This is a genomic window from Sulfitobacter sp. AS59 (genome assembly GCF_038899995.1).
GTDB lineage: Bacteria > Pseudomonadota > Alphaproteobacteria > Rhodobacterales > Rhodobacteraceae > Sulfitobacter.
Genome location: NZ_JBBMQK010000007.1, coordinates 40,173 through 53,895, shown reverse-complemented (window position 1 = coordinate 53,895; position 13,723 = coordinate 40,173). Strand labels below are relative to the sequence as shown.

Annotated in this window: 16 protein-coding genes and 1 tRNA gene; 10 read left to right on the top strand and 7 right to left on the bottom strand. The window is 57.6% G+C overall.

What is annotated here, in order from left to right:
• The first annotated feature begins 21 nt into the window (after window positions 1-21).
• Window positions 22-480, top strand: a complete 459-nt coding sequence (locus WNY39_RS14910; protein WP_342846749.1) for a methylated-DNA--[protein]-cysteine S-methyltransferase — start codon at window positions 22-24, stop codon at window positions 478-480.
• 43 nt (window positions 481-523) lie between these two features.
• Here the strand turns inward: WNY39_RS14910 and WNY39_RS14905 are convergent, their stop codons facing one another.
• Window positions 524-1,219, bottom strand: a complete 696-nt coding sequence (locus tag WNY39_RS14905; protein ID WP_342846747.1) for a CDP-alcohol phosphatidyltransferase family protein — start codon at window positions 1,217-1,219, stop codon at window positions 524-526.
• Window positions 1,220-1,407: 188 nt separating this feature from the next.
• Between WNY39_RS14905 and rpmB the strand changes: the two genes are divergently transcribed.
• From rpmB to WNY39_RS14890, 3 genes are all read left to right on the top strand, one after another.
• Entirely contained in the window at window positions 1,408-1,707 is a 300-nt protein-coding gene (rpmB, locus tag WNY39_RS14900; protein WP_341233447.1) for a 50S ribosomal protein L28, read from the top strand.
• 99 nt (window positions 1,708-1,806) lie between these two features.
• Window positions 1,807-2,151 carry a hypothetical protein gene (locus tag WNY39_RS14895; protein ID WP_342846743.1) on the top strand — a complete coding sequence of 115 codons (345 nt, stop codon included), beginning with the start codon at window positions 1,807-1,809 and terminating at the stop codon, window positions 2,149-2,151.
• A 41-nt stretch (window positions 2,152-2,192) separates the two neighbouring features.
• Window positions 2,193-2,714, top strand: a complete 522-nt coding sequence (locus WNY39_RS14890) for a copper chaperone PCu(A)C (protein ID WP_342846741.1) — start codon at window positions 2,193-2,195, stop codon at window positions 2,712-2,714.
• 29 nt (window positions 2,715-2,743) lie between these two features.
• Here WNY39_RS14890 and WNY39_RS14885 read toward each other — a convergent pair whose 3' ends face one another.
• Both WNY39_RS14885 and WNY39_RS14880 read right to left on the bottom strand, forming a co-directional pair.
• Window positions 2,744-3,466: an NAD-dependent deacylase gene (locus WNY39_RS14885; protein ID WP_342846739.1), complete on the bottom strand. Its 723-nt coding sequence runs from the start codon at window positions 3,464-3,466 to the stop codon at window positions 2,744-2,746.
• Window positions 3,467-3,496: 30 nt separating this feature from the next.
• A complete protein-coding gene (locus WNY39_RS14880; RefSeq protein ID WP_342846737.1) occupies window positions 3,497-4,462 on the bottom strand; it encodes a LysR family transcriptional regulator in 966 nt (321 codons plus the stop codon).
• Between the two features lie 180 nt (window positions 4,463-4,642).
• On the opposite strand from WNY39_RS14880, the gene WNY39_RS14875 reads away from it, so the two are divergent.
• The 5 genes from WNY39_RS14875 (at window position 4,643) to yacG (ending at window position 7,655) form a co-directional block, all read left to right on the top strand.
• Window positions 4,643-5,518: a carbon-nitrogen hydrolase family protein gene (locus tag WNY39_RS14875; RefSeq protein WP_342846735.1), complete on the top strand. Its 876-nt coding sequence runs from the start codon at window positions 4,643-4,645 to the stop codon at window positions 5,516-5,518.
• Window positions 5,519-5,599: 81 nt separating this feature from the next.
• Window positions 5,600-5,818: a translation initiation factor IF-1 gene (gene infA / locus WNY39_RS14870; RefSeq protein ID WP_005851736.1), complete on the top strand. Its 219-nt coding sequence runs from the start codon at window positions 5,600-5,602 to the stop codon at window positions 5,816-5,818.
• 51 nt (window positions 5,819-5,869) lie between these two features.
• Window positions 5,870-6,448: a Maf family protein gene (locus WNY39_RS14865; RefSeq protein WP_342846732.1), complete on the top strand. Its 579-nt coding sequence runs from the start codon at window positions 5,870-5,872 to the stop codon at window positions 6,446-6,448.
• Window positions 6,445-7,467, top strand: coding sequence for a ribonuclease E/G (locus WNY39_RS14860; protein WP_341233454.1), 1,023 nt, complete (start codon window positions 6,445-6,447; stop codon window positions 7,465-7,467). The genes WNY39_RS14865 and WNY39_RS14860 overlap by 4 nt, the downstream gene beginning before the upstream one ends.
• Window positions 7,464-7,655, top strand: a complete 192-nt coding sequence (gene yacG, locus WNY39_RS14855) for a DNA gyrase inhibitor YacG (protein WP_342846729.1) — start codon at window positions 7,464-7,466, stop codon at window positions 7,653-7,655. The genes WNY39_RS14860 and yacG overlap by 4 nt, the downstream gene beginning before the upstream one ends.
• A 2-nt stretch (window positions 7,656-7,657) precedes the next feature.
• Here yacG and WNY39_RS14850 read toward each other — a convergent pair whose 3' ends face one another.
• Window positions 7,658-8,548 carry a hydrogen peroxide-inducible genes activator gene (locus WNY39_RS14850; RefSeq protein WP_342846728.1) on the bottom strand — a complete coding sequence of 297 codons (891 nt, stop codon included), beginning with the start codon at window positions 8,546-8,548 and terminating at the stop codon, window positions 7,658-7,660.
• 186 nt (window positions 8,549-8,734) lie between these two features.
• Here WNY39_RS14850 and katG point away from each other — a divergent pair, with 186 nt between their 5' ends.
• Window positions 8,735-10,912, top strand: a complete 2,178-nt coding sequence (gene katG, locus WNY39_RS14845) for a catalase/peroxidase HPI (protein WP_342846727.1) — start codon at window positions 8,735-8,737, stop codon at window positions 10,910-10,912.
• Between the two features lie 230 nt (window positions 10,913-11,142).
• On the opposite strand, the gene WNY39_RS14840 is transcribed toward katG, so the two are convergent.
• From WNY39_RS14840 to WNY39_RS14830, 3 genes are all read right to left on the bottom strand, one after another.
• Window positions 11,143-11,217: transfer RNA gene (locus tag WNY39_RS14840), tRNA-Gln, on the bottom strand.
• A 79-nt stretch (window positions 11,218-11,296) separates the two neighbouring features.
• The gene (locus WNY39_RS14835) at window positions 11,297-12,613 is read right to left on the bottom strand and encodes a mechanosensitive ion channel family protein (RefSeq protein ID WP_342846726.1); all 1,317 of its coding nucleotides are present in this window, start codon (window positions 12,611-12,613) and stop codon (window positions 11,297-11,299) included.
• 116 nt (window positions 12,614-12,729) lie between these two features.
• A complete protein-coding gene (locus tag WNY39_RS14830) occupies window positions 12,730-13,719 on the bottom strand; it encodes an NADPH:quinone reductase (RefSeq protein WP_342846724.1) in 990 nt (329 codons plus the stop codon).
• Between the last annotated feature and the right edge of the window lie 4 nt (window positions 13,720-13,723).

Below are 13,723 nucleotides of genomic sequence, written 5' to 3'. Positions count from 1 at the left end.
TTGCACCCCAATGGCGTTTAGGTGGTTCTGCAACGGTCCATAAAGGCGCAATTCGGCACCCTGACAGTGACCGAAGAGACAGGCGCAATCACGCGCCTGTCTTGGGGGGACGTTCAGAGCCAAGACAGCAGCGACCTGTTGGAGGAAGCTGTTCGTCAGCTAGCCGGTTTTGACGCTGGCACGCTGACGGAATTCACGCTTCCCCTGCGGGTGGAGGGGAGCGATTTCCTTGTTGCGGTATGTGACGCGATATTCGCGATCCCCTTTGGCGAAACCCGTACCTATGGCGACATCGCGAAAGAACTAAACGCCCCCGCGCAGGCGGTGGGGCAGGCTTGCGGGCAAAACCCCATCCCTGTGATCATCCCGTGCCACCGTGTGATGGGGGCAAAGGGCCTGACAGGATATTCAGGGGCAGGGGGTGTTGAGACGAAAATCGCCTTGCTGCGCCACGAAGGGGCGGCGGGGCTGCTGATTTAGGGGCTTGGTTTGCGTGCCGCGCGTGCGTGGGTTGGCACCCACCCTACGGGGTGCGTTCGTATAGGAACTGTTGCGCGACACCGGCAAAGGTCAGATAGAGGCTGCTCAGGATCAGACCCCAATGCGCCCAGCTGTCGGGGTGAAAATCGACCCAAGCCGCCCAGCCTGCAAAGAACGTCCAGGCCAGCGCCATTGGCAGCGTCACGACGCGCCAGCGTTCTGTCCGAACCGGGTGCACGAATTTCAGGGGTGCAAACATGGTGATGGCAAGGAACGTCACCAAGATCAACGAAACCCACCAAGGGGGTGACAGGGCGAACAGCACCAACACCAGCATGTTCCAGCATCCGGGAAAGCCCCAGAACGAATTGTCCTTTGTCTTCATGCGGGTGTCGCAGAAATACATGGCACTGGCGAAGGTGATGATAATGATCATGACCCAACCGCTCCACCCGTCCATCAGGCCCGATTTGAACAGGGCAAAGGCGGGGATAAACACATAGGTCAGATAATCGATAATCAGATCCAGCAACACCCCGTCAAACTCAGGGGCGTTCGTCTTTACATTATATCTTCGGGCCAGGGGGCCGTCGATTCCATCGACAAAAAAGGCGACAACCAACCATAGGAACATCATATCCCATTCTTGGTCGGCGGCTGCTAACATGGCCAACATGGCGAATATCGCGCCGGTTGCTGTGAACAAATGTACAAGAAGGGCGCGTGACTGGATACTCATGCGCCACAGATGCCAAATCTTTCTGGTAAGTGCAAAAGGAAAAGCGCAAGGAACCGCGTCGCCTTGGGTTGACCCCGCTGGTGATTCCGCCTAAAGCCTGACAACCAATTTCAGGGTTGCCCTTGTGCAGCCCAATCGGGTGTTGCGTCGGATCGCCGATGACACCTCTGTAGCAAAAGGATGAACCCATGTCGCGCGTTTGCGAATTGACCGGAAAAGGCCCGATGTCGGGCAACAACGTAAGCCACGCCAAAAACCGCACGCGCCGTCGGTTCTTGCCAAACCTGAACGACGTGACCTTGCAGTCCGAATCGTTGGGCCGCAGCTTTAAGTTCCGCATTTCTGCGGCTGCTTTGCGCACTGTCGATCACCGCGGTGGTCTGGACAAGTTTATGGCCAAAGCAAAGGACACCGAGCTGTCCGGCAACGCTTTGAAAGTGAAAAAGGCGATTGCAAAGTCCAGCGCGACTGCTGACGCTCTTTCCTAAGACGTTCTAAAGTTTTTCTATGCAACCCTGGCTTAACCGCCGGGGTTGCGTCGTTTTTACATATCGAAACCTCGCAGCATCTGCGCTAAGGCTTGCGATATGTTGAACCGCTCCTTCATTGCTGTCTTGCTTGCCTTTGTATTGGGTCTGACCAGTCAAAGCATGGCCGTCGCACGCGGTGCGTCTGCGGCAACCGGGCAGATGGTGTTGTGTACCGGCACGGGGCCGGTCGCGATTTATCTGGATGCCGAGGGTCAGCCGACCTCGGCCCCGCATATTTGTCCTGACGCGGCGCTGAATGTCTTGGTCGATGGTGCCGTAACGCTTCTTGACCCGCCCGCGCAGCTGATTGTTTTTCGCGTATTCGTATCGCAGCCCGGCGCGCGGCAATTTGTTCGCCCGCAGCACTGGCCTGATACGCGGGCACCCCCTGTATCTGTCTAAGAAACACCTTATCTAGACATCTCAAAATACAGGAATACCCAATGAAACTTACTTCTTTTACCCGCGCGGTTTGCGCGATTGTTCTGCTGTCTGCTGGCCCTTTGGCGGCCCAAGGCATGATGGTGCATGACGCTTACGCGCGCAGCTCGACCGCGGCCTCGACCTCGGGTGCGGCATTTATGGTGCTGATGAACCATTCAGGCAGCGATGACCGGCTGATCGGCGCATCGTCGGATGTGGCTGCGAAAGTCGAATTGCACCAGCATGCCGAGGATTCCAATGGCGTGATGCGTATGGGCGAGATTGAAGGTGGCGTGCCGATCGCCAACGACGAGGCCCACACATTCCAGCGCGGCGGCGACCACCTGATGTTTATGGGCCTAACGCGCCCGTTGGAGCAGGGCGAAATGATCAATGTGACGCTTGAGTTTGAAAAAGCCGGCGCAGTCGACATCGAAATCATGGTCGATCAAGAGCGTCAGCCTGATCACGGTGCCATGGACCACAGCAAAATGGACCACGGCACCATGGATCATTCCGGCCACGGCAAAGCGTCTGAATAAGACGCGGTCAGGCGGCCAGAGGGTGGGTTTTACCTAAACTCTGGCCGCTTCGGCACGCTGCTGCCGCCCAACAATTCCTCGACCCAGTCTGTGACGACGCGGGTGGCGGGGCCGGTACGGTGTTCGGTGAACTGGTTCCCAACGGCAGAGCGTTCAAGGTTCATTTCAATCGTATGCGCCCCGTTGCGCCGCGCGTCCGCGACGAACCCCGCAGCAGGATACACATTTCCCGAGGTGCCGATTGCCGCAAAAATATCGGCCTTGGCAAGATGGTCAAAAATCACCTCCATATCATAGGGCATTTCGCCGAACCAAACGATGTCAGGCCGCGCCGCAGGGGCGTGGCATTTCGGGCAGGCATCGCCGGGGGCCATCACCATGGGCGCGGGCCAGCGATGATCGCAAGCTGCACAAAGCGCGGATTTCAACGCGCCATGCATATGCATCACCGCTGCCGCGCCACCTTGTTCATGCAGATCATCCACATTCTGGGTGACGATCACGACCTCGCCGTCATGGTACTGTTGCAGCTTGGCCAGCGCCTTGTGTGCGGCATTCGGCGCGACCTCTGATGCTTGTTTGCGGCGGGCGTTATAGAAATCGACGACCAGCTTGGGATCGCGGGCAAAGCCTTCGGGGGTGGCCACGTCTTCTACACGGTGCTGTGCCCACAACCCATCTTCGGCGCGGAATGTTTCGATGCCGCTTTCAGCTGAAATACCGGCACCGGTGAGAATGACAATCTTGCTCATCTTTGCTGCCTTTCGATGTCTTTTAATACATTACCCGTCGAGGGTGTGAAAACTGCTAGAAAGCCATGGCATTTGCGCCAGTGTGGGCGCGATCATATGGGTCTGAAGCAGTTGGCGCATGGTGTCCGCGATGTTTTGCGGCACGGGGCCCGTCCAATCCGCACCGGCAAACAGCGATATTTGCCGCGATGGCCCCGATGCAGGCAGTGCGTAGGCTTGTAGTGCGCCGTGAAACCGTTCTGCCCTGCCATAGCCAAAGGGGGTGGTGATCGCCCAGCCAATCCCCCGTGCGACCATGGCCATCAGCGCCAGATGGCTCCCGATCTCGAACTGCGAAGCGAGGGTGATATTGCTGCGTGTCAGATGATTGTTGATCTGTTCCGCGATCATCTGATCGGCGTCATACCGGATAAACGGCAGCGGCGCGTGGCCTGACAACAGGTCGGCAGGCGGCACGGCATTGTCACCGGGGGCAACAATGATGAAAGGGTCGCGGGCGAGGGGGATTTCAATCAGCCCGCTCTTGGCATCCCCACTGGTGGCGGCGATGGCCATGTGCAAGGTTTTGTCTTGAACGGCCTGTATCAATCGCTTGCTGCCATCCGTGATCATTCGAAACCTGCAGCCTTGCATACTGTCGGCCAGTATGGTGGCAAGGCGCGGCGTCAGGTCATTCTCGAAATCATCAATGACGCCGAGGCTAAGATCCGACAGGTTGGCCAGATCCATCACCGTCAGTTCCGTTTGCGCCAACCGCAGCTGCGCCAATGCAGCACTTGCATGTTTTAGAAAGCTTTCGCCCTGCGGGGTCAGGCGCATGGGGCGGCGGCTGTGATCCATCAAGGGCGCGCCAATGGCGGCCTCTAGGTTGGTCATTTGTTGGCTGACGGCTGGCTGGCTAAGGCCGGTCGCCGCAGCGGCTTGGGCGACGGATCCCGTGCTGGCCAATGCCTCGAACACTTCGATGCCGCGCAGTGTTACACCTTTTTTGAACATCGTAGTCGCCTTTTGGCAGTTTTCAGTTTTCAAAAACGCTTTCGGATAGATCGTTGCTGGCTGGCCTTGTCGTGCCGATAGTTTCAGGAAATCAAAATAGATCGACTCGGGTCATTTGACCATTGAAGCGGTTGCAGAACAAGCGCACGATTGCCGCGAAACCTGACAGAGACCCAAGTGATGAAAATAGCCACAGCCGCCTACACCCAAGATATCCTGACCAGTTGGGCCCATTATGAAGACAAGCTGGCCAATTGGGTCGCAACCGCCGCTGGGAACGGGGCCGATCTGCTGGTTTTCCCCGAATATGGCGCGATGGAACTGGCCACGCTGGCAGGGCTGGATGTTGCAGGCGATCTTGAGGCGTCGTTATTTGCCGTTTCTGATCGCTTGGCCGACGCGGATGCATTGCACCAGCGGTTGGCAGCTGAATATGGGGTCCACATCGTTGCAGCATCGGCACCCGCGGCTACGGCCACACGGCCGGTGAATCGCGCGCGGTTGATTACGCCTGATGGTAAAATCGGCATACAAGACAAACAGATCATGACCCGTTTCGAGCGCGAGGTTTGGGGCGTGGTCGGCGGCAACCCCTTGCAGGTTTTCGAGACGGCGATCGGCAAGATTGGCATTCTGATCTGCTACGATAGCGAATTCCCGCTTTTGGGTCGTGCGCTGGCAGATTGCGACATCATCGCGGTGCCCAGCGTGACCGAAGCCTTGGCCGGATACTGGCGCGTGCGCATCGGGTCCATGGCCCGCGCGCTCGAGAATCAGTGCATCACCGCCATGTCGTCTTGTGTCGGGCCTGCTGATTGGTCCGACGCTTTGGGCGATTCCTATGGCGCGGGGGGTATTTTTTGCCCGCCTGACGTCGGGTTTCCATCCACGGGTGTGCTGGCTGCGGCGCAGATCAACGTGCCCGGATGGACCTATGCCGAGGTGGATATAGCGCAAATTGCCAATGTGCGCGCCGATGGTGTCGTGTTGAACCGCAGGCACTGGGCAGATCAGGCTGGCCGCGATAGCGTGGCGATAAACACGTCTTTGCTGTGAATAGGTCTTGAAAAATGGGAAAATTGCGCCCATTTAAGCCTGCGCTCTGCATTTGCAGGGCAAAGTGTTCAAGGAGAGACCATGGCTAAGGAAGACACGCTCGAATTCCCCGGTATCGTCAAGGAACTCCTGCCGAATGCGACATTCCGGGTCGAGCTTGAAAACGGCCATGAGATTATCGCACACACGGCAGGCAAAATGCGCAAAAACCGCATTCGTGTTCTGGCAGGCGACAAAGTACAGGTGGAAATGACCCCCTATGATCTGAGCAAAGGCCGGATCAATTATCGCTTTAAATAACGTGCTTTACCGAGAACCTGCGGGTTCGCGGTTGGCGCTTTGGGTTTGCATATGACCTTTATCCTCGGATCAGGCAGTCCGCGCCGCAAGGAATTGCTGGCGCAAATTGGCGTTGTGGCCGATGATATTCGCGCACCCGATATCGACGAAACCCCGCAGAAAGCCGAATTGCCGCGCCCCTATTGCGCGCGTATGGCCCGTGAAAAGGTGGCGGCAGTGCCCGCTGGCCCCGATGATATCGTGCTGTGCGCCGATACCACCGTGGCGGTTGGCCGCCGCATTCTGGGCAAACCCGAAAACGCTGACGAGGCCGCCAGTTTCTTGCGGCTGATGTCGGGGCGGCGTCACAAGGTGATCACAGCCGTCGCGGTGAAACGCGGCGACAGGTTGTGGGAACGCGACGTGGTCAGCACCGTGCGCATGAAACGGCTATCTGATGCAGAATTGGCCGCCTATCTTGCCACCGGCGATTGGCAGGGCAAGGCGGGCGGCTATGGTATCCAAGGCCCCGCAGGCGCGTTGATCCCGTGGATCAGCGGATCATTTACCGGCATCGTGGGCTTGCCCCTTGCCGAAACTGCAAACCTGCTGCGCGCAGCGGGCTATATCTTTGACGGAGAGACATCATGAAAGGTCGCACGATCATTCTGGACCATCTGGGCGAGGTCGAGGCCGCCGCTTTGATGGTGGATGGCAAGCTGGACGATCTGTTGGTCGACAGCGATGGCCCGCGTCCCGGTACGATTTACCGTGCGATTGCTGACCGTCCCGTCAAAGGGCAGGGCGGTATGTTCCTGAAAACGCCCGACGGGTCTGCGTTCTTGCGCCAGATCAAAGGGCTTGCCCCCGGCCAGCCGATTTTGGTTCAGGTGTCCGGCTATGCCGAACCCGGCAAGGCGATCCCCGTTACACAAAAGGTTTTGTTCAAAAGCCGCTATGCGATTGTGACGCCCGGCGCACCCGGCACCAATATCTCGCGGTCCATCCGTGACGAGGAAGAGCGCGACCGCCTGCTTGAGGTTGCCCACGAGGCTGCCCAAGGCGCGACCCATGGCCTGATCTTGCGGTCGTCTTGCGCGGGTGCGGATGGCGATGACATTGCCGATGACATTGATGCGATGCTGACCCTCGCCGACAAGGTGTTGGGCGACGAGGCGACAGAGATGGAATTGCTTGCCGAAGGTGATGGCCCGCATATTCTGGCGTGGCGTGATTGGGTGGCACCGGCTGATGTCGTGACCGAACCCGGCAGCTTTGATGCTCACGGTGTGCTGGACGATGTTGAAGACCTACGGCAGCCTCGCGTTCAGCTTGAGGGCGGGGCGTCGATGTATGTTGAACCGACCCGCGCATTGGTGGCGGTGGATGTAAACACTGGCGCTGATGTGTCGCTGGCTGCTGGGATCAAGGCCAATATGTCCTGCGCCCGCGCCTTGCCACGTGCATTGCGTCTGCGCGGCTTGGGCGGGCAGATCACCCTTGATCTGGCACCCATGCCCAAGAAAGACCGTCGCCCGTTCGAGACCGCCTTGCGTCAGGCATTTCGTACGGATGATGTTGAAACCACCTTGATCGGGTGGACGCCTTTGGGTCACTATGAACTGCAACGCAAACGCGCACGCCTGCCCATAGCCGAGGTTCTAAAGTGAGCTGCCCGATCTGTTCTGACGACACGTCGCCCGCCTATCGCCCGTTCTGTTCGCGCCGCTGCGCCGACATTGATTTGGCCAAATGGCTGAACGGCAGCTATGCAACGCCAAGCCGCGACCCCGAAGACGTTGAGGCCGCGATTGATGCGGCCGAAGCGGCTTTGAACACACCACCAAAGCCCCACTAAGTTTACGCAGGCAGGCAGGTCTCCCGGACTGTTTGCGCGATATGTTTCAACTGCCCTGCAAGCGGGTTTGTTTTACGCCACACCATCCCAATCGTGCGCGACGGGCGCGGTGGTGGCAGACGCGCGATGGATACTTCGGCTGAACGGGTTTCAATCGGCACGGCCATATCGGGAATAAGCGTGACCCCGATCCCCGCGCTGACCATCTGAACCAACGTTGATAGGGAGCTACCCTCCATCAGATCACGGGGCACGGCGGATGGCATGCTGCAATAGGACAACGCCTGATCGCGAAAACAATGCCCCTCTTCCAGCAACAACAGGCGCATTTCGCGCAGCAATTGGGAATTAGGCACAGGTTTGTTTTGGTCTTCGATCTGGCGCACCAGTACGAATTCCTCGTCCAGCAGCACCTCTTCGTGCAGGGTCGGCTCTGATATCGGCAGGGCCACGATGGCTGTGTCCAACTGCCCGCCCAGCAGCCCCTCAATCAGTTTTTGTGTGACGGCTTCACGTGGGCGCAAATCCAGGCCTGCGTAATCTTGGGACAGGCATTTGATGAAACGGGGTAGGAAATAGGGCGCGACGGTGGGGATAATACCAAAGCGCAACCGCCCGATCAGTGGGCTGTGCGAGGCGCGCGCCAGATCGCCCAATTCATCCATGGACTGCAGTATTTCCCGCGCTCGCGCGACAAATGTTTCGCCAAAGCCAGTCAGGCGCAGCCGTTTTGCAGATCGTTCAACCAGCGGCGTGCCGACCATGTCTTCCAGCGCTTTGATCTGTACGGATAGGGCAGGTTGCGAAATGCCACAGTCATCGGCCGCCCGGCCAAAGTGATGGTGCCGGGCCAATGCTTCGAAATATCGTAAGTGTTTGATCGTTATATCCATAACCCCTGATTATCACGGTGATTAGAAAATGCAATTTTTCTTAATGTGCAGGATGGTGTAGGACTGCGCCTAAGCGGTGACGCCGGACCCCTCTTGCTGAATTCCTGTTGGAGCGATGTTTTGATGTCTGCACCCACTGCGCCATTCTAAAACAAACACCAGATCACATACCAATCGGAGATGAACATGGACGGCAATGATAACGGTTCGATGGGCAAATGCCCGGTAATGCACGGCGGTAATACGGCCAGCAAATCCTCTGTAATGTCTTGGTGGCCCAATTCGCTGAACCTCGACATTTTGCACCAGAAAGACAGCAAAACGAATCCGATGGATGCGGATTTTGATTATCGCAAAGAGGTTCAGAAACTTGATGTCGAGGCGCTTAAGCAAGACCTGCACGCGCTGATGACGGACAGCCAAGAATGGTGGCCTGCTGACTGGGGCCACTATGGTGGCTTCATGATCCGTATGGCGTGGCACTCGGCCGGCACATACCGTCTGGCCGATGGTCGCGGCGGTGGCGGCACGGGCAGCTTGCGTTTCGCGCCTTTGAACTCCTGGCCTGACAACGTCAGCCTCGATAAAGCACGCCGCTTGCTGTGGCCGATTAAAAAGAAATACGGCAACAAGCTTAGCTGGGCCGACTTGATGATCCTTGCGGGTAACATCGCGTATGAATCAATGGGCCTGAAAACATTCGGTTTCGCCTTTGGCCGTGAAGACATCTGGCACCCGGAAATCGACACCTATTGGGGTGCGGAAAAAGAATGGCTGGCCGACAGCGATGGCCGCTATGAAGATATGGAAAACCCCGCATCCATGGAAAACCCGTTGGCTGCTGTGCAAATGGGCCTGATCTATGTGAACCCAGAAGGGGTGAATGGCCAGTCCGACCCTATCAGATCGGGTTTGCATGTGCGCGAGACATTCAAGCGGATGGCGATGAACGACGAAGAAACCGCCGCACTGACCGCAGGTGGTCACACAGTCGGTAAATGCCACGGCAATGGCGATGCGGCGACCCTTGCCGCTGAACCAGAATCCGGTGAAATCGAAACGCAAGGTTTCGGTTGGGGCAACCCAAAGGGGACTGGCACGGCCAGCATGGCGATCAGCAGCGGCCTTGAAGGTGCTTGGACAACAGACCCGACCAAATTCGATATGGGCTATTTCAAGCTGCTGTTCGGATACGAATGGGAGATCAAGAAAAGCCCTGCCGGCGCGTCGCAGTGGGAACCGATCGACATCAAGGAAGAAGACAAGCCCCTTGATGCGAGCGACCCAACAATCCGCCGCAACCCGATCATGACGGACGCGGATATGGCGATGAAGATGGACCCCATCTATCGCGAGATCTGCGAACGGTTCATGGCTGATCCCGAGTACTTCAAAGACACCTTCGCACGCGCTTGGTTCAAGCTGACCCACCGCGATATGGGCCCCAAAGAACGCTATCTTGGCCCGGACGCGCCCCAAGAAACGCTGATCTGGCAAGATCCGGTGCCTGCGGGCAACACCGGCTATGATGTCGAAGCCGTCAAGGCACGCATCGCAGACAGCGGCTTGTCGCTGGAAGAAAAGGTATCAACCGCATGGGACAGCGCGCGCACATATCGCGGCTCTGACATGCGTGGCGGTGCCAATGGCGCGCGCATTTGTCTGGCCCCCCAGAAAGACTGGGAAGGCAACGAACCTGCGCGTCTTGCCAAGGTTCTCGGCGTGCTGGAAGGCATTGCCAACGACACCGGCGCAAGCATCGCTGATGTGATCGTTCTGGCCGGTAGCCAAGGTGTCGAAGACGCTGCAAAAGCCGCAGGTTTCGACATTTCGGTTCCGTTCATCCCGGGTCGCGGCGACGCCACAGACGAGATGACGGATGCGGCCTCCTTTGAACCGCTTGAGCCGCTTGCCGACGGGTATCGCAACTGGATGAAGAAGGACTATGTGACCAGCCCCGAAGAAATGTTGCTGGATCGCACGCAGCTTATGGGCCTGACCGCCCCCGAGATGACAGTCCTGATCGGTGGTATGCGTGCCATGGGGACCAACTATGGTGGTACCAAACACGGCGTGTTCACAGACCGCGTTGGCGCGTTGACACCTGATTTCTTCGTCAACCTGACCGACATGCGCTATTCTTGGCATCCTGTTGACGGCGGCATCTATGAGATCCGCGAACGTGGCACCGAGAATGTGAAATGGACCGCAACCCGTGCGGATCTGGTGTTCGGGTCCAACTCGATCCTGCGGTCCTATGCCGAAGTGTACGCCCAAGATGGCAATGCCGAAAAATTCGTCAAGGATTTCGTGGCAGCCTGGGTCAAAGTCATGAACGCTGACCGCTTCGACGTCGCGGCATAAATCTGCCCCCGCCCCCGCGCTGCTTAACTAAAGAGGCGCGGGGGTATTTTCTTGGGTAATATCCAATCGGACATCATGAAACGGTGTCATCAGCAAATGATCCGTTAAAAAGCGCGGAGCTTTAGCTGGCAATTATTCAACCTACATTTTGAAACGCAAAGACGCACAGCTGATCAACAATCAGCACGAGCGGGTCGCTGGCGTTCTTACATCAATGTTCAGAAGAGTAGTGGCTGGGATGGTAGGATTCGAACCTACGATCTACTGTACCAAAAACAGGTGCCCTACCGCTAGGCCACATCCCATCACTGGCCGTTATTTAGTCCGGGATCGGGGATGGTGCAAGACCTGAATGGAGAAAAAATGCAGAGTTTTGGCTGAAACTCATTCGTTTGCGGCTTCTTCCGTGAGTAAGTCGTCTTCTGTTCCCGCGCGCTCTTGATCGACGATCTGTTCCAGCGCTTTCTCGGCGTTTGCGTTGACGTCTTGTGGGGCTGTGGTGGCCGGTGTGGGCGAATCGCGTCTGGCCTTGGTCTCAGGCTCTGCTGGGGTGGTCTGCGATGGCTGTACCACGCGATAGGTGGGTTCAGGCATGGCGTAGCCGGCTTGGTCAAAGGCCGCGATTGTCAGGCGGATAGCCTCACCACGGGCAAGGTTAATGCTGGTGTCTGTCTGGTTCACCCAAGCGGTGAATTGCAGTGAAATGGTACTGTCACCGATTGTTTCAATCCAAACGCTTGGTTCCGGATTTTTCAGGACAAAGGGCAAGGCGAGCAATGTTTCTAGCCCCAATGTGCGGGCTGCTGCGAAATCGGTGTCGGGGGCCATGCCCAGCTCGAACGAAAACCGGCGCTCTGCGTTGCGGGTGAAATTCACGATGCGCGCCTTAAAGACGGTCGAATTCGGGATACGGATGTGGTTGCCATCAAAGCTCAGCAAGATCGTGGCGCGGCTGGTCAGTCGAATCACCTTGCCGGTGTCGCCTTCGATCTCGACTGTGTCATTGGGGCGAAAGGGCTGGCGCACGGACAGCATGATAGAGGCGATGAAATTTTCCACGGTGTCGCGCACCGCAAACCCGATGGCGAGGCCCGCAATACCCGCGGCCCCTAAAATGCCCGACAAAAGGGCCGTCGCGCCAACGATATCAAGGGCAAGCACCAAGGCGGCGATAATAAACACCAGCCTGATAATCTGGCGGTATATGTCAGCGATGAACGCGTTCGGGGCAAGCCTGTCCCACGGCTGCTGCCATCTGGCGATGAAAAACCCCAACAGGACCACAAATGCAAAAATCGCCAGCGCGACCCCGGCAAGCGGTAGAAACGCCACGGTTTGGGCTATGCGGCTTTTGAACCGGTCCAGTGCAGGGTTCAGTCGCTGACTGACATCTGTGGTTTCGGAAATCTCGTTCTCGATGGCGACAATGCCTTCGATCCGCCCGACAAGATCGGTCAATTGCTTGGCCGTTTGGGCGTCAACGGTGGTTCCCGTAAGGGTCACGATCCCGGCAGATACCGCAACATCGACGCTGCTATACCCGTCGAGCTCGGCAATAATTTCACGGATACGCTGTGCTATGGCGCGGTCGTCATCTGTGCTTTCTTGAACGGCGATAGCACCGGTGGGTTGGACGGTCGTATTTTGCGCCGCCACGCTTAGCGGTGACAGCAGGCAAAGAAGCAGCGCTAGATATTTCATAGGGTGTCTCCTGAGGTCCAAGCCATGCTGTTTGCCGAATAGTGTGAGGTATAGCGCGATTTCTTTCAAAGAAATCGGCCCGGAATTTTTGAAAAATTCCGTCCCGCGCGGATATCTTACGCGGAACAATCCACCAGAATGGCACCCGTTCGTGCCCCTGCTTCGACAGCCTCATGGGCGCGGATCGTTTCTGACAGCGGGAATATCTGTTCCACTGGACAGTCCAGCGCACCGTCGGCCAAGGCCTGATGGACCTTGTCGATGGCAACCCGGCGTTGGGCGTCCGTCAGAAGGTAAACCAGAATAATATCGATCGTGACCGCTTTGAAAAGCAGCGGCAGGAAAGGCAGGGTAGGCGTCATTTCCTTGGCTGACCCATAGGCTGCAATGCGCCCGTTTGGTTTGATCACTTCGGCATCCAGCCCGATATTCACGCCGAATTCGACCTCGATCACCGTATCGACCGGCTTGCCATCATTGGCGGCGAGAACCTGTTCCAATAAATCGGGGGAGGCATAATCCAGCACCACATCGGCCCCGGCTTTTTGTGCGCGGCGCGCGCCATCTTTGCCAGTGGTGGCGATCACACGTGCGCCTGCCCATTTGGCCAGTTGCACGGCCAGATAGCCCACAGTGCCAGCGCCGCCTTGGATCAGGATCGTCTGGCCCTTGACGTCTTCACCGTTAAAAACGGCGTGGCAGGCGGTGAGGGCAGGAATGCCAAAGCTCGCCGCGGCCTCAAACGAAACCTCATCGGCCAGATCAACGGCTTGGGCAGAGGGAAGCGCGATATGCGTAGCGGCGGTGCCAAAGGGGCGCTGCCATTGGCCGTTCCATATCCAGACCCGTTGTCCAATACGCGCGGCATCGACACCTTTGCCAACCGCCTCGATCACGCCTGCGCCATCGCTGTGGGGAATAACCTGATCAAAGGGCGGCTTTGTCATACCCGGTCTGCCACGCCGCGATTTGACGTCTGACGGGTTCACGCCGGACATGGCAAGGCGCACCAAAACCTCGCCTTGGGCTGGGGAAGGGGTCTCCATCTCAACCAGCTTGAGAACATCGCGGGCTTCGCCCAACGTGGAATAGGTGATCGCGCGCATGGCT